17 protein-coding genes and 1 riboswitch are annotated in these 15,965 nt (G+C 52.0%); of the genes, 3 read left to right on the forward strand and 14 right to left on the reverse strand.

The genetic code is table 11. The annotated features are described in order from the left end of the window. The first annotated feature begins 15 nt into the window (after positions 1-15). Entirely contained in the window at positions 16-357 is a 342-nt protein-coding gene (locus MKY48_RS27085; RefSeq protein ID WP_098748625.1) for a hypothetical protein, read from the forward strand. Positions 358-420: 63 nt separating this feature from the next. On the opposite strand, the gene MKY48_RS27090 is transcribed toward MKY48_RS27085, so the two are convergent. Together MKY48_RS27090 and MKY48_RS27095 are read right to left on the reverse strand one after the other, a co-directional pair. Beyond that, positions 421-897: a GNAT family N-acetyltransferase gene (locus tag MKY48_RS27090; protein WP_339291703.1), complete on the reverse strand. Its 477-nt coding sequence runs from the start codon at positions 895-897 to the stop codon at positions 421-423. Between the two features lie 109 nt (positions 898-1,006). Then, the gene (locus MKY48_RS27095; protein ID WP_339291704.1) at positions 1,007-1,585 is read right to left on the reverse strand and encodes a GNAT family protein; all 579 of its coding nucleotides are present in this window, start codon (positions 1,583-1,585) and stop codon (positions 1,007-1,009) included. A gap of 109 nt (positions 1,586-1,694) precedes the next feature. On the opposite strand from MKY48_RS27095, the gene MKY48_RS27100 reads away from it, so the two are divergent. Next, positions 1,695-3,152, forward strand: a complete 1,458-nt coding sequence (locus MKY48_RS27100; protein WP_339291705.1) for a PLP-dependent aminotransferase family protein — start codon at positions 1,695-1,697, stop codon at positions 3,150-3,152. 119 nt (positions 3,153-3,271) lie between these two features. Here the strand turns inward: MKY48_RS27100 and MKY48_RS27105 are convergent, their stop codons facing one another. Next, complete coding sequence (locus tag MKY48_RS27105; protein WP_339267624.1) at positions 3,272-3,772, reverse strand: N-acetyltransferase family protein; 501 nt, start codon at positions 3,770-3,772, stop codon at positions 3,272-3,274. A 93-nt stretch (positions 3,773-3,865) separates the two neighbouring features. Next, positions 3,866-4,402 carry a DUF2569 domain-containing protein gene (locus MKY48_RS27110; protein WP_339291706.1) on the reverse strand — a complete coding sequence of 179 codons (537 nt, stop codon included), beginning with the start codon at positions 4,400-4,402 and terminating at the stop codon, positions 3,866-3,868. Positions 4,403-4,565: 163 nt separating this feature from the next. Here MKY48_RS27110 and MKY48_RS27115 point away from each other — a divergent pair, with 163 nt between their 5' ends. Further along, positions 4,566-5,654 carry a Xaa-Pro peptidase family protein gene (locus MKY48_RS27115; RefSeq protein WP_339293560.1) on the forward strand — a complete coding sequence of 363 codons (1,089 nt, stop codon included), beginning with the start codon at positions 4,566-4,568 and terminating at the stop codon, positions 5,652-5,654. A gap of 133 nt (positions 5,655-5,787) precedes the next feature. On the opposite strand, the gene MKY48_RS27120 is transcribed toward MKY48_RS27115, so the two are convergent. The 10 genes from MKY48_RS27120 to MKY48_RS27165 all read right to left on the reverse strand — a co-directional run bounded on the left by MKY48_RS27120 (position 5,788) and on the right by MKY48_RS27165 (position 15,910). Continuing rightward, the gene (locus MKY48_RS27120; RefSeq protein WP_076324600.1) at positions 5,788-7,182 is read right to left on the reverse strand and encodes an L-cystine transporter; all 1,395 of its coding nucleotides are present in this window, start codon (positions 7,180-7,182) and stop codon (positions 5,788-5,790) included. A 213-nt stretch (positions 7,183-7,395) separates the two neighbouring features. Further along, positions 7,396-8,217: an adenosylcobinamide-GDP ribazoletransferase gene (cobS, locus tag MKY48_RS27125; protein ID WP_076324601.1), complete on the reverse strand. Its 822-nt coding sequence runs from the start codon at positions 8,215-8,217 to the stop codon at positions 7,396-7,398. Beyond that, a complete protein-coding gene (cobU, locus tag MKY48_RS27130; RefSeq protein WP_076324602.1) occupies positions 8,214-8,792 on the reverse strand; it encodes a bifunctional adenosylcobinamide kinase/adenosylcobinamide-phosphate guanylyltransferase in 579 nt (192 codons plus the stop codon). The genes cobS and cobU overlap by 4 nt, the downstream gene beginning before the upstream one ends. Beyond that, a complete protein-coding gene (cobT, locus tag MKY48_RS27135) occupies positions 8,789-9,859 on the reverse strand; it encodes a nicotinate-nucleotide--dimethylbenzimidazole phosphoribosyltransferase (protein WP_076324603.1) in 1,071 nt (356 codons plus the stop codon). Before cobT ends, cobU begins: the two co-directional genes overlap by 4 nt. Before the next feature lie 67 nt (positions 9,860-9,926). Continuing rightward, positions 9,927-10,712: an ABC transporter ATP-binding protein gene (locus MKY48_RS27140; protein WP_076324604.1), complete on the reverse strand. Its 786-nt coding sequence runs from the start codon at positions 10,710-10,712 to the stop codon at positions 9,927-9,929. Continuing rightward, positions 10,709-11,755 (reverse strand): iron ABC transporter permease, encoded by a 1,047-nt coding sequence (locus MKY48_RS27145; protein ID WP_339291707.1) that lies wholly within the window; start codon positions 11,753-11,755, stop codon positions 10,709-10,711. Before MKY48_RS27145 ends, MKY48_RS27140 begins: the two co-directional genes overlap by 4 nt. Continuing rightward, positions 11,752-12,756: an ABC transporter substrate-binding protein gene (locus MKY48_RS27150; RefSeq protein WP_339291708.1), complete on the reverse strand. Its 1,005-nt coding sequence runs from the start codon at positions 12,754-12,756 to the stop codon at positions 11,752-11,754. Before MKY48_RS27150 ends, MKY48_RS27145 begins: the two co-directional genes overlap by 4 nt. 257 nt (positions 12,757-13,013) lie before the next feature. Further along, a riboswitch (cobalamin riboswitch) is annotated at positions 13,014-13,216 on the reverse strand. A gap of 152 nt (positions 13,217-13,368) precedes the next feature. Next, positions 13,369-14,211 (reverse strand): histidine phosphatase family protein, encoded by an 843-nt coding sequence (locus MKY48_RS27155; protein ID WP_339291709.1) that lies wholly within the window; start codon positions 14,209-14,211, stop codon positions 13,369-13,371. Beyond that, a complete protein-coding gene (cbiB, locus tag MKY48_RS27160; RefSeq protein WP_339291710.1) occupies positions 14,202-15,179 on the reverse strand; it encodes an adenosylcobinamide-phosphate synthase CbiB in 978 nt (325 codons plus the stop codon). Before cbiB ends, MKY48_RS27155 begins: the two co-directional genes overlap by 10 nt. Beyond that, positions 15,176-15,910, reverse strand: coding sequence for an adenosylcobinamide amidohydrolase (locus tag MKY48_RS27165; RefSeq protein WP_339291711.1), 735 nt, complete (start codon positions 15,908-15,910; stop codon positions 15,176-15,178). Before MKY48_RS27165 ends, cbiB begins: the two co-directional genes overlap by 4 nt. Between the last annotated feature and the right edge of the window lie 55 nt (positions 15,911-15,965).

Below are 15,965 nucleotides of genomic sequence, written 5' to 3' on the forward strand. Positions count from 1 at the left end.
AAGGGGGCTTTCAACTTGGATCCATGCGATAAAGAACCGACATCTCTGACCCTTGATGATTATCTGGATCTTCTCAGCTTGGCTATACGCTTGGAAGATCGGAAGTGGCAAGCGGACATTGTTCGTACACTTCGCCACATGCAGGAACCTCAGGGCGAGAAACAAGCGAAGTCGGAGGAATGCACGGAACATGAGCTGTGGCAATGCATGAACCAAATCAATGACCGCATGTTTGCCCTTTACAATGAACTGAAAGCAACGGATGATAAAGATAAACAGCGGAAGCTGCTCGACCAGATGTGGGAACTTAAAATTGCCCGGGTTGAGGTTTTCCGCAAAATACGCTCGATATATTAATAACAAACAAAGACGATAACTCCTTCTGGAGTATCGTCTTTGTTTGTTGTTGATGACCTTTCGCTATGATAAATCCAAATAATAATACGCAAATTCTTCATCCTGCACATACCCTGCGGATGCATACAATTGCTGAGCAGTCACGTTATGAAGCTGCGTGGACAGAGTCAGCCCCTTAGCTCCGGTCTGAAGGGCGTGCGCTTGGGCTTGATGGAGCAGTTTCCTTCCGATACCAAGTCCGCGATATTCGGAATCCACGTATAGATCATTCAAGATCCACAACCTGGACATCGATAGCGATGAGAAGGACGGATATAACTGCAGAAAGCCAGCCGTGACCAGGGTTCCCCCACTATTGTAATCCGCTAAATACATAACGGAATCGCCTCGAGTCAGTCTCTCCCTGATATATTCCTCGGCCCCGTTTAAATCATCTTCTCGCTTATAGAATTGACGATACTGATTAAACAGAGAGGCTGCCTTATCCAAATCCTTCAGCTCTGCTTGATATATATGAATCTCTGCTTTCAAATCACGCACATCCTTTACATCATACGTTATTCCAAGTTTACTGGATGCCGGTCAAGGTTTGGAATGCAGAAAACCACGAATGGTTTGCACGCAACTTCATTCTCAGGCAGCCAGGATGCTATTGCCCTTGGTGATACAGCGCCCTGTATTCCTCCTCCAGCATGCTCATTATTATAGAGTCATGGTAACGATGCTGGTAGTACAATGCGTCTCGCTGAACCCCTTCACGCTTGAAGCCCACTTTCTCATAAGCCTTGATGGCACGCTCGTTATAATCAAACACCTGCAGCTCGATCCGGTGAAGATGAAGGATTCCGAAGGCGTATTCAAGCAAGAGCTTGATGGCTTCCGGTCCGTACCCCTTGCCGAGATGCTCGCCCTTATCAAGGGCGATGCGAATATTCGCATTCCGGTTAACGTAATCGATATCCTGCAGCGCGATATCGCCAATAATCTGATCGCTATCCGATAAAGCGATTAGCAGCAGGATGGTGTCGTGATTACCGGATTTCTCCTCGATATACCGACGTACCTCTTCCAGCGTAAAAGCCCGCTTCGTCCCGGTCAGCCGCCGCATTTCCGGATTAAACAGCATTTGAAAATACTCTGCGGTATCCTCTTCTCCAAAGGGACGCAAGTAGATCCGCTCGCCTTCAAGAAACCGTACCGGCTTCGTATTTGTTATAGATGAGTTCATGTCGATTGTAACCTCCCGTTTCCTCTGGAACTAAAAATCCCTTATACTATATCAAGAAATTGACCATATCCAAATACGCAGATTCGAATATTTATAAAGGACAGATGAGATGAAACAGGTTCCGGTAAATCAAACAGAAATCACATTATTGCTGGATGATTCCAGCGTTCCCCTGTATGTACAATTGTATCGATATATGAAACAACAGATATCCGCCGGGCATTGGCTTCATGCAAGCCGTCTCCCATCGGTTCGAAGGCTTGCCGAGCTGCTTGGCATTAGCACCACCCCCATTGAAATGGCTTATCAGCAGCTGCTTGCTGAAGGCTTTATTGCGAGCAAGCCACGGAGCGGATATTTTGTGCAATGGCTAGCCGATGTTCCTTTTGCGCTTCCCGTGGAATCGGCTTATCCCAAGGGACCTATACTCAAACGACACCATTACTTTAAATATGACTTTCATATGTCCAAAAATGAATACGAATACTTCCCGATGACCGAGTGGAGAAAAGCCTATAACCGTTGCTTGCAGGAAAACAGCACGGCCAACATGCTGTTCTATGGGGATCCGCAGGGTGAAGAAGGGCTGCGTTGCCAGATTGCCGACTATGCCAAACATTTTCGCGGGGTAGCCTGTACGCCTGAACAGGTGATTATCGGCTCTGATCCTTTCCCTCTGCTTGATTTGATCAGCAGACTGCTTCTTCCTTACGGAAAGTCCATCGCTGTTGAGAACCCTTGTTATCCACAGCAGCCGGAGGTTTTCCGGCAGAAGGGGTATGATGTCATTCCAATCCCCGTGCTGGAGGATGGGATCAGTCAGCATGAATTGCAGAGCAGCGGGGCAGCATTCGTAACCGTCTCCCCCTCCCACCAGTTCCCCACCGGCGTCATTATGCCCATCTCCCGCAGGTTGGCGCTGCTGCAATGGGCACAAGAAACTGGAGGTTTTATTATTGAAGATGACGCTGACGGTGAGTTCCGATACTATGGAAGACCGATTCCGAGCCTCCAAGGGCTGATGCCCGACAGTCGTGTAATATACCTGGGCGGATTCTCGCAGGTACTGTCCCCTGCGCTTGGAGTCCAATATATGATATTGCCGAAGGTTCTGCTGCCGGATTATCACCGATTAAAGTTCCAGCTCTTTCTCGACTGTACGGCCTCTAAGCTGAATCAGATGACACTGGAGCGCTTTTTGCGGGAGGGCTATGTTGAACGACATTTGCGAAAAATGAGGATGATACTTCGTAGGAAGCATGATCGCCTGATCGGTTCTATTCAACGTCACTTTGGTGAACATGCTCAAATATCGGGTACAGGCTCCGGGTTTCACCTCATGCTTCATCTCAACCATCCGTTATCCGAAGAGGATCTGCAAACGTTAGCCGAAGCAAGGGGAATCCGCGTAAGCTCCGCTGCTTATACGCGAATGCTTCCTGCCAATGAGCAAAGCGAATCGGATCGTAGATCATTCATTCTTGGCTTCGGCGGATTAAAAGAAGATGAGATTGAAGCAGGCATAGAGCGGCTTGCTGACTGTTGGCTGGGAGCGGTCTCCCTCTAAATATCATAACAACATGAAAAAAAGCTGTCCTCTCATTTACCAAAAGGGACAGCTTTTTGATATGTTAGTCTGTATGCCCTTAAAGGCAAACTATAAATCATCCATTAACGTATCAGCACTTAAACTGCACGACCGACAATGACCAAGTCCCGCTTGATGCCGTCAAGCTCCGCAACCCCGGGGAGAAGCCCCCATTGATCAAAGCCAAACTTCTTCAACAGCTTAAGGCTTGGTTCATTATGGCCAAATACAAATCCGACCAGATTACTGACGTGAAGGCGCGGACACTCCTCGATTGCCTTCTGAATCAATATACTGCCGGCACCAATGCCGCGATATTTCTCGTTTACGTATATGCTGATCTCAGCTGTGCCGTTATAGGCCGGACGACCATAAAAGGATTGAAAGCTCATCCATGCAACCATCCCGTCATCGGACCGCATGACCCACAACGGACGAAAATCGTTGCTGTGCTCTTCAAACCACTCTATACGGCTCTCCACCGTAACCGGCTCCAGATCGGCGGTTACTTTTCTGCCTGAGATCGTCGAATTGTAAATGTCCACAATAGCCGGCAAATCCTCTTTGACGGCATAATCGATACGGTATTGTTGCGTCACGATGTCCTACCTCCGAATAGATGCGTAATCTTTTTGTACGAGATCTATTGTACAAGAGGAAGCGGAAAAACGCTTCTTTTTTTTCAAGCGGCATTAATTCACGAAAGTGTTGCGCACTCGCTTGGAACGGATAAAATAAGGAATCCAGATACAGGCGTATAAAATGGACCGGGTAACTTCACGCATGAATGTCCCATTATCCCCCTGAGCCAGGATTTCGATTTGGCTGACTGCGACATAGTCCACTATGCTGGTCAGCAGACTAAATAAAATATAACCGATCATCAATTTGGGAAACGCCCTTTTTTTGCGATACAGCAAAAATAAAGCAAAGACTAATGCAATAACAAACACCACATTAACCACGGTCTCAAAAAGGATTAGCTGGACAAGCGAACGATTATAAGCAGGTGACCCCTTATCGGTAAACATACTCCATATCTCCGGCTCAAACACCGGGAAAATATGATTAAACAGCAAGTATGTGATCGTGATCAATGAAAAATAAATGGAGATCTGGACCAAAACCAGCCAGCCTCCGAGCCCTTCAACACTCGGCTTTAAGAAATATTGAGGTGCCTGGCCTTGTGCTGAAGCAGTGTTACTCTCCTGAACTTGATTCGGATCCATTCGAGTGTAATTCCTCCCATATAGCATGTAATTTTTTACTCCAAAACATTATATAGGAAGATCAAGCCCATAATAAAGGAAAACTTTACTTACGCGATTGAACGCGATACCCTAACATTAATGGTATGACAACCGTCTTCGGGTGAAGAAAGGAATGAACAGGATGAACGAACGACTGCAAAGTTTGCAACAATCCATGAATACACAAGGCTGGGATCATGTCCTTGTGACAGACCCCAAGCATGTTTACTATTTGACGGGATTTGCGAGTGATCCCCATGAGCGTTTTCTGGGCCTGCTCCTCTCCTCAGTGAATGATCCGGTGCTGATTGTACCCGCATTGGATGCAGACGCAGCCGCGGCCGCTTCAACGGTTAAGCATATTGTAACGCATCAGGATACCGATAATCCGTATCTCTTGCTGAAGCAGCAGTTTCAAGGCGCAGCCGGTACGCTGGCCGTTGAGAAGGATCAGCTCACCGTATCCCGTTATGAACAGCTGCAGCAGCATGTGAACGCGAACCGGATCGAGGATGTTGGCGCTGTACTCCGGGAGCTCCGAATTCGAAAGTCGGCCGATGAAGTGAAGATCATCAAACATGCAGTGAGACTGGTTGAAGATGTGCTGACGCAAGGCCTGGCCCATGTAAAAATCGGCGTCACCGAGATTGAGGTTGTGGCAGAGCTGGAGTACTTAATGAAAAAAATGGGTGCGGATGCTCCGTCCTTCGCCACAATGGTATTATCCGGCCCCAATACCGCCTTGCCTCACGGTGTTCCCGGTACGCGCCGGATTGAAGCAGGAGATCTGCTCATGTTCGATTTGGGAGTGTATGCGGGTGGTTATGCTTCGGATATTACCCGTACCTTTGCCGTAGGCGAGCTGAAGCCTGAAGCCGTCAACATCTATGATACGGTTCTTGCAGCGAACCTGGCCGGTATTCAGACCGTAAAACCCGGCGTAACCTATGGCTCGATTGACCAAGCGGCTCGCAAAGTGATTGATGACGCAGGATACGGACAGGCATTTGTACATCGCTTGGGTCACGGGCTTGGCATGGATGTCCACGAATATCCATCCATCCACGGTTTGAACCAGGATATTTTGCAGCCTGGGGCGGTATTCACGATCGAGCCCGGCATTTATCTGCAAGGCGTAGGCGGCGTACGAATCGAGGACGATGTGATCGTAACCGAGGATGGCGTCGAGGTGCTCACCTCCTTCCCGAAAGAACTGACCATCATCGGATAAGCAATTTTCAGCATGAGAAAAAAAGCCCGGATTACCGTTTCACTCACGGTATTCGGGCTTTCTCTATGTACCAGAAAAGAGCCATCCTCGGCAGAAACAATGCCTGCGCAAGATGGCTCTCATGGATACGTTCTTATGCCTGAACCATATCCAGTTCAATATTGTCGTCGTTGTACACGTCTTTGTCCACTTCATTCATGACTTTCCCGGTAATCACACCGGCTGTCATGGAGTCATTCACGTTCAGTGCCGTCCGTCCCATATCGATCAGCGGCTCGACGGAAATTAACAGACCCGCCAAGGCAACCGGGAGGTTCATCGTTGAGAGCACGATGAGCGATGCGAAGGTAGCTCCGCCTCCGACACCCGCCACGCCGAAGGAACTGATCATAACGACCACGATCAGGGTAAGGATGAACGACCATGAGGTCGGGTCCACGCCGGCTGTCGGCGCAATCATGACGGCCAGCATGGCAGGATAAATGCCCGCGCAGCCGTTCTGCCCAATCGTGGCGCCAAACGATGCCGAGAGGTTCGCGATGCCTTCCGAAACGCCCAGCTTTTTGTTCTGGGTCTGCACGTTAAGCGGGATCGTGGCCGCGCTGGAGCGCGAGGTGAAGGCAAAGGTCAGCGTCGGGAATACCTTCTTCACATATTTGAGCGGGTTAAACCCGAATATCGCCAGCAGCACCAGATGGATAATGAACATGACGATCAAAGCCACGTACGAAGCAAGGACGAAATCGATCAGATTCATGATCACCGCAAGATCGGTCGTGGCGATCGTTTTGGCCATGAGTGCCAGAATCCCATAAGGCGTCAGACGAAGCACCAGCGTCACGATGCGCATAACTACGCCGTAGACCGCAGAGATCATGTTGCGGAACGTTTCCGCCTGCTCTTTGTTTTTTCGGTCCAACCCGAGAACGGCGATCCCGACGAATGCCGAGAAAATGACGACCGCAATCGTCGAAGTTCTTCGTGCTCCCGTCATGTCGGCAAACGGATTGCTCGGAATGAAATCCAGGATCTGCTGCGGCAGCGTACGGCCCTCAACATCCCCGAGCCGTTCTTGCAGCAGTGCACCTTGCTGCTCCTCCGCTGCACCGCCTTGGATATTGACGGCGGACAAATCGAAGGCCAACGCGGTCGTAATTCCGACAGCAGCGGCTACGGCTGTCGTCAGAAGCAGCACCGTAATGATAAGCCCGCTCATTTTGCCCAGATTCTTTCCGCCCTTCAGCTTCATGATGGCCGATATGATCGACACCATGATCAGCGGAATGACCATCATTTGCAGCAGCCTAACGTAGCCGTAACCTATCAGATTAAACCAATCGGTGGATTTCACCACCACATCGGAGGTCGAAGTATAGATGAGCTGCAGTGCCACTCCGAACAACACACCCAGTCCGAGTCCAGCAAACACGCGCTTGGTAAACGAGTAATGCTTTCTTTGCATCCAGTACAAAATACCGACCAGCAGAATCAGAACAAGGACATTGATGATAACCCAAAGCGTTTCCATCCTAATGATTCCTCCCATTCTTTAGATAAGGATATAGGTGCTCCATCCTCATGTCATAAGTGCGCTAGTATGTATTCATATCCATTACAGCCCACTCTAAACATATCATTACCCGATTGAGAAAATCCCTGCCCAAAATCGTTGTGTTCTCATCGATGCGGATTATGTCGACTATGTTGATCGGATTACAACCGATATTGCTCTACTATCATATCATGTAAACTTCAAAAGGAGAACCACAAATATTAACACAACCGTTTCAATCAGTTCATTGAGGGCCCCGTAAGTATCCCCCGTCAGTCCTCCAAGTCTTCGGGTCATCCGTTCTGCCGTTAAACTGCCAGCGGCCCAGGCTATGAATGGTATGACAAGGATTCCTCCGATTCCAATCATCCCAAGATTAGTCTCGCCTGCCGTGATCCATAGCAAACCTACAATAACTAGCGTTAACAGGACAGCCATTACGCCTGCCAGCGATCTCCTGCCGGCGGTCAATCCATGAAATAGAGCGGCAAGCCCCTCACTTCCCCGTGCCATCGGCCAGCGATACATCGCATGGACCATAAACCAGCGGCTCCAAACCGGAGCGAGCACCAGCAGCCATACCTCTTGTTTCCATGCCCCGGCTGACAAATCCCATATAGACATGATCAAGGAAGCTTTCAAAAGGAGCAGCAGCATACACGCCATGACCCCCATTGCACCTACACGGCTATCCTTCATGATTTCCAGCATCTTCTCACGCGACCGATGGCTAAGCAGCGCATCAGCACTATCCATCCAACCATCGAGGTGCAGCCCTCCCGTCAGCGCAACCCATACAACCAGCAGGATGACGGCAGCGGGAAAGGAAGGCAGCACAAAGCTTACGCCCAGTCCCAATCCGGCAACGATCATACCAATAACCGCACCCACCAATGGATAAAAAACGACGCTCCGTTGTTGCACTTCCGGCGTAAAAGGAATTTCCCTCCGCACCGGCAGCCTCGATAGAAATTGAAAAGCGGCCGCAGCCGCTTCGATTATCTTGCTCATATGAGATACTCCTTGCTCTTGATTTCCATCGGAATTCCCGCAGTCACCAAAAATACTTCATCACATATCTGAGCCAGTCTCTGATTCATGATCCCTGCCCAGTCGCGATATATTCGGCCTAGCGGATATTCCGGAACAATCCCCGACCCCACTTCATTTGTTACCAGAATGACCGTTCCCGGATAACCCTGTACCGCTCTTGCGAGCCTGCCGATTTGAAGTCCCAGCCGTTCTTCCATTGCAGCACTTCCTTCAGGCTCAGCTTGCAGCAGTACATTCGTAAGCCACAGTGTCAGGCAGTCCACTACCACCGCAGGAGCATTAGGTTGCGATTGGCCCAGCGTATCCAGCAGTTCCGGGAGGGCGACAGGCTCCTCGACCGTCTCCCAACCGTAGGCCGAATCATGCCGACGGTCTTGATGAATTCGGATCCGTTCCCTCATCTCATCGTCATAGGCTTGCGCAGTCGCCACATACGTTCCGGACTCCGAGCGCTTCATGCACAACTTCTCCGCGAATGAGCTCTTTCCGCTTCTGGCCCCACCCGTGACCAACACGCTTCCACGATGGTTCATACGGCCCCTCCGCTGATTCCGGCGCTCTCAAACGTCGCCATCTCATGCATGATCCGGCACGCCGCCTCGACCAGATGCAGGCACAGTACTCCGCCTGTACCCTCGCCAAGACGCATGTCCATTTGCAGCATCGGATGCAGCCCCAGCTCTTTCAACAGAAGCACATGCGCCTGTTCATGCGAAACATGAGAGGCAATCATATAGGAGAGGGCGTCCGGGCAGATGCATTTGGCAACCAGCGCCGCCGCACTGGATATGAAGCCGTCAATGATAACGGGACAACCGTGGGCAGCCGCACCCAGGATAAGTCCAGCCAACCCGCCGATCTCATATCCTCCAACTTTGGCGAGCACGTCGATGGGATCATCGGCATGAGGTCTATTAACTTGTATAGCCTGTTCCACAACTCGAATCTTATGTAGCAGCCGTTCATCGGTTACGCCCGTTCCCCTTCCCACGACTTCAGATGGCTGATTGCCGGACAGAACGGAGAATATCGCTGCACTCGGTGTCGTGTTCCCAATGCCCATCTCTCCGGTCACGAACATTTGCGTTCCTTGCGACACCAACTCGGCTGCTACCTCTGCACCGGTTACAATAGACTGCAGTGCCGCTGCCTTTGTCATCGCGGGCCCTTTGGCCATATTGGCAGTTCCTCTGCCAACGTTCCGCGACTTCAGCTTCTCATCCTTCAGCTCGATCGCGACACCGATGTCCACACAATGCACGTCCGCCCCCGCCTGACGCGCCAGCACATTCACAGCCGCCCCTCCATTCAGGAAGTTCATGACCATCTGGGGCGTTACCTCAGCCGGAAATGCACTGACTCCTTCTTCACAGACTCCATGATCACCAGCCATGACAACGACGGATTTTTTGGTGAACGACGGCTTCACATTCCCTGTAATTCCCGCTAATTGGATCGCTAGCGCCTCCAGCTTACCCAGACTGCCCGGAGGCTTCGTCAGCGTGTCCAAATAAGCGGCTGTTTCGTTCTGAACCTCGACATTCAGCGGTTTAATGTTAGCAATGATGTGATTTAAACGATTAACGATTGTATCCGTCAATGAAACGACCTCCTTGTATCTTGTTCCTAAATCTTACATCCTAAAGCGGAATATGCGGCAACATCGGTCAGGACCACGTGCTATTCGCCGTTAACAGCACCTGCGGAGCACCATTCTCGGGATGGGCCACAATCGAGGGCTCCACCCGGAAAATTTGACGTATATACGCCGCTGTCAAAACTTCTTCCGGCTTGCCAACCCCGGCGATCTTTCCCTGATCAAGCACCAGCAGTTTATCGCAAAATTGAGCCGCCAGATTCAAATCATGCAGTACGCTGATCACCGTAATCCCGGACGAGTTCCGCCACTCCGCCACCATATCCATGAACTGAAGCTGATAGTGGATATCCAGATAGGTCGTCGGTTCATCCAGCATCAGCAGCGAAGGCTCCTGGACCATTACCTTGCCAAGCGCGACACGCTGGCGTTGACCGCCGCTTAACTCGGTAAGCCGCCGTTCTTCCAGACCATTCAGATCCAGCTTTCGGATAATGGCCTCAATGAGCGGGGCTGCATCCTTATCTTCACGGCCAAGCCAGTTCAGGAAGGGGAACCTTCCCATCTCCAACACTTCCCGGACGGTAAAATCGGTAGGATCAAGCCCTTCCTGCTGAAGCACCGCCACGATCCGGGCCAGCGTCTTACGAGTATAGTGTGCAAGCGCCTTGCCCCGAAGCGTCACACTTCCTTGCGTAGGATTCTCCACACCGGATAACAGCTGCATGAGGGTGGATTTACCGCTTCCGTTCGGACCGATGATCCCCCACCATTCCCCTTCGGCAATGTGAAGGTCCACGCCTTCAAGAATCGGCACCTTGCCATATGCTTTGCCAAGTCCTTGAGCTGTAATCATGATAGACCCTCCCTGCGCCGTTTTTTGTTCCGGTATAGCAAATACGCAAAGAATGGAGCGCCTATGAATGCCGTAACCACACCAAGCGGTATTTCCGTTGGTGCCAGTACGGACCGTGCCGCCGTATCGCACCAGACCATGAATATCGCGCCGCCCAGAGCCGACAGTGGAACAATGACGCGGTAATCGGAGCCGGTGATCAGCCGGATCATATGCGGTACCACAAGTCCCACGAATCCAATCACGCCGGATACCGACACGGCTGCGGCGGCGAGCAGGGTAGCAACGATGAGCACGCTGGTCTTCAACCGATCCACATTCAAGCCCATATGGGCGGCCTGCCGTTCCCCCAGCGACAAAATATTAAGCGCCCGCGACCTGCTCCATAAGTAGATAAAACCTGCGATAAAATACGGGAAAAGGATGGCCGTATACGACCATCCACGCATGCTCAGGCTCCCCATCGTCCAGTACAGGATCTGGTTTACCGTATCTTTGGACATGACCGTCAGAAAGGAAACGACGGCGCCCAGAAACGACTGCATCACCACGCCGGACAGAATGAGCCCGTGGATCGGCAGTTTTCCTTGATCCCTCGCCAGCAGCAGAACCGCCCATAAGGTGCCTGCTCCGGTCAGAAACGCTACAAGCGGCAGCGTGTAACCTCCGGCAAAGGAATATTCCATCCCGAAAAAAATCAGGGATGCTGCGCCAAGCGCAGCACCCGAGGATACACCAAGCGTAAACGGATCCGCCAGCGGATTGCGCAATACCCCTTGAAAGGCGGCTCCGGCGACGGCCAGGGAGGCTCCTACGAGCATCCCCAGCAATATGCGCGGCAATCTCACCTTCATTAGGATTTGCTCGGATGAAGCTTCCCAGCTCGGAACGATGGAATCGCCGATTCCCGGCAGCCGGTGCAGCAGCATCGCCCCAATCTCTCTCACAGGCAGGTGCACGGAGCCGATTCCGAGACTGACAACCAAGGTTAACAGTAATAGGATGATGCCGGCCGCACCGAATCCTGCAAGTTTTTTACTCATGGATTCATCAGTTCCGGATAAACGGCCTTCGCCACTTCCACCAACCCTTGCGTCACACGGGGACCAGGACGGCTGAGCAGGTTCGCATCCACGGATATGACCTGATCGTTCTTGATGGCTTCGATCTGATCCCAGCCGCCGCGCTCCTTAATCAGCTGATCCAATGTTTTCTTGGTTGCTTCATCAACCACATCGTCCGTGTACAGAATGACGTCGGGGTTCGCAGCAATAATATTTTCCTCACTGATTTCGAACCAGCCTTCCGCATCGCCGGCTGCGTTGACGCCGCCAGCTAAGGTGATGATCTCATCCATAAACTCACCCTTGCCGACGGTCCATCCCGGAGAGAATTCCACATACACTTTCTTCTTGTCTTCATCCTTCACGGCTTTCACGGCTTCCGTAACGGTAGCCAATTCCTGCTTCATCTGATCCACGACCGCTTTCGCCTCCGCTTGACGGTCCGTAATTTGTCCGATCAGTTCGATGTTCTCCATCACGGCATCAATGGTTTTCGGATCATTGACGAACAGGGTAACGCCAAGCTCACGCAATTTCTCGGCATTCTGAGCATTCATCGAAGCCGCAAATACCACATCGGCATCGGCTGCAATAATAGCCTCTTCATTCACTTGGAACCCGCCCAATTTAGGCTTGGATTTGGCTGCTTCCGGATAATCGTCATTATCGGACACGCCAACGATTTCCTCATCCAGGCCCAAAGCGAACAGTTTTTCCGTCTCGGACGGTGTCAGGGATGCAATTTTGGCCGGAGCTTTCTCAAACGTCATTTCAACCCCGGTTGAATCCTTAACGGTCAGCGGATACGTCGTTTTAAGCTCTTCGCCGGAACCCGCCGGCGCTTCGTTATTCTGCTCTTCCTGCTGTGCAGGCTGCGTGGTATCCTTCGGCGCCGCTTCTTTGTCTCCACAGCCAATCAAGGCCAGAGCCATCAGTATGGCTACTAGAAGTACGGACCATGTTTTGTTTAATGCTTTCATCTCTTGAAATCCCCCTATGCATAATTGAGAACCTGGCGCTTTCGAGTTTACATTCCTTCAACCGATCCTTACCGGGAGAAAAACATCAATCGTCATACTCCAAAGAAAAGCAAAAATCCCTGACTCCTCGTAAACAAGGACTCAGGGATTACGTTTTAACATAAGGACATCTGGATAACCGTTCACAGATAGCGCCTTAAACTTCCGCCCACACATGCTGCATGGGTCCGGCAAACGTAATCCTCTCCTCGAAGGACCGTCATTCATTCGCCGAGGGCAGGTCTCCTGACTTGCAGGCTGTAACGACTTCTCCGCCTTCCCAAGCGCTATGGCTCAGTGGCATATGAAGAAGTCCCTGCTTCACAGTGGCGGGACCGTGCCGGACTTGCACCGGCTTCCCTATTAACCCGGCAGAAGGCAACAACGCCTTCTATCCGGGACCCTCGCAAATAATATGAATTTATGTATGTTAGGCCAAGCATGGTTTCTCTGCCCAAAATTATAGGCGATAAACCTTCCTCTTACAACCGAAAGAATCGGTCATTTCAAATGCCTTATGATACGGATTTATCCCGTTATCGCCCATTCCGCACCGATATCATACGATTTCATTTATTCGCTTAACCGCACGCCTTCCCAGCGGTCTCCATCCCATGTCAATTGCAGCTTGAGCTCCTCGCCCGGTGACACTTGCGTTTCCCAGAATTCCGTATGCGGAAGGGTAGCTGCCGCGATCTGCCGGATGACGCCCCCATGGGTGACCACAAGCACATCCAACTCGGCCCTCTGTGTCCCACAACCATAACCGGCTGCCTCTGCCTCTGCCTCTGCCTCTGCCTCTGCCTCTGCCTCTGCCTCTGCCTCTGCCTCTGCCTCTGCCTCTGCCTCTGCCTCTGCCTCTGCCTCTGCCTCTGCCTCTGCCTCTGCCTCTGCCTCTGCCTCTGCCTGCACAAGGGTATCCGGATCTTCCTCCACATGCAACAGTTCCTTCAAATCCAAATACAATCCGGTCAAGAATGCCTGAATCCGGGAACAGAACGCTTCCCAGCTCTCCCCATTTGGCGGCGCAACTTCTGCGGGGTTATCAATCCAGCGCCGATAGGAGATATCCGACTTCAAGTCCTCGTAGGTGTTCCCCTCCCAATCCCCGAAATCGAGCTCACGCAGCCGCGGATCATACTCGACACCTGGAATAAACCTGCCCGGATCTTCATCATCAGGAATAGCGGACTTTGTTGAATCCGGTAAGATAACATTCAGCGTCTGCCTGCATCGAAGGAGATCACTGCAATAGATCCGGACGAACTGCTTGGTACAAAACCTTTCCCGCAGCGGGAGGAGCTGCTGTCTTCCTTCCACCAGAATCCCCTGATCCTCGTGACCGAGATAACGGCGCTCCTCGTTCCACAACGTGCGGCCATGACGGACCAAATGCAGGGTAATCCTCATATCCATAAGCTTCCTCCTGCTGCGGCCACAAGTCCAAGCACCACGGTACCCAGTAACGTAAACAATACCGATACGCCCAGCAGCAGACGATTTGTCACCTGAATATCCTCCGCTTCAAGCGGTCGTTCGGGATCCCCCATGTAAGCCCGGAACGAGATCACGCCTTGATAGGAATTCTCGCCTCCCAGACGAATGCCCAGCGCACCAGCTACGGCCGATTCCGGGAAGCCGCTATTCGGACTGGGGTGCTTTCGCGCATCCCTTCTGACCATCTTGATCGCTTTTTTCCATTGCAGCGAAAACATCGCAGCCACTATGGTCAACAGTCCTGCGGTCAGGCGTGCCGGTATCCAGTTGGCGATATCGTCCAGCCTTGCGGATGCCCAGCCGATATGCTGGTATTTGTCGTTTTTATAACCGACCATGGAGTCGAGCGTGTTCACGGCCCGGTAGGCCATCGCCAGCGGCGCTCCCCCGATCAGGGCAAAAAACAGCGGAGCAATGACCGCATCCACGATATTCTCCGCAACCGTCTCCACCGTTCCCCGTACGATCTCCGGCTCATCCAGATGGCCGGTGTCTCGCCCGACAACCATGCTGAGCGCGCGCCTGGCCTCCGTGATATGGTCGGAGCGAAGATGGCCGTAGACCTCCAATCCTGCTTCACGCAGTCCCTTGATGGCAATCGTAGTCGCAATAAGCACGATCTCCACTCCCCACGCAAGCCAAGGATGAATCGCTGCACATAACAAGAGGAGCAGCCACGCCAGCACGAAGGAGCCACCGGCCACGATCACCGGCAGCAGAATGCCCGCCCACTTCAGGCTCTGAGCGGAAGTCGCCCAATGGCGTATCCAGCCTTCAACCCGGCGGATGGCTTTCCCCATGCCAATGACGGGATGGGGGAGCCATCTCGGATCTCCAATCAGCAGGTCCAGTACGAGCGCTGCCCAAATGACCCACACGACGGTCATATCCGGTCCTCTCTTTCGGAGACAATGCTTTCCGTAACACTCTCGTAGACAAGGCGGCCGATCATGCCGCCCAGATCGGTTGCAGTTCCGGCATAATGGTGGTTCACGCCATACGCTGCATTGCCGCTGACCCCAAGGACCATCGCGTCCGTCGTCGTTCCGGTCGCGACGGCTCCGGTTTCATGATCCTTCACGCCCAGATCATGTAGCGCCGCGGCTTTCGCTTCCGTCGCCGTCAGCATGGCGTTCACCATACAAGCCGGCGTCATCATCCCATCCACCATCAGCATGATATTAATCGTGCCCGGCTGGTAAGCGGCAAAGGTCGTACGGCTCGACCCAGCGCGGGCTGCATTGCCCACGCCGGCGGTGGTGCAGCACAGGATGGAAGCCTGTTCACTCCGCTCTTCCCGGATGGAAGCATATTTCAGTTTTACAGCCGTCATCAATCCAGCTGTAGATTCAGCCGGATAACCGTGAACAGCTATAAAGTTAGACATATCGTTCACGGGGTCGCTGCAATCATAATGCTTGTCCACATAACGATTCACGATATGATCCAAGCTTACGAATCCGCCGCCGTATATGGCGCTGCTATTGGACTCAGCTGGCTCCGGAAGCGATATCCGGATATGAGGCTGTTCCAGCTCTGATTCGAGGGACACCACCGCTCCCGGCCACGCATTCGAACGATGTAGGTGATTCTTGCCTTTCAGAAAAGGTACTGCCATGTTTCTCTCTCCCTGCTCTCTATGATCTAAATCTGCTTGATCCCGAGCTTCATTG

Source organism: Paenibacillus sp. FSL W8-0187 (assembly GCF_037969755.1).
In the GTDB taxonomy this organism is placed as follows: Bacteria; Bacillota; Bacilli; order Paenibacillales; family Paenibacillaceae; genus Paenibacillus_AQ.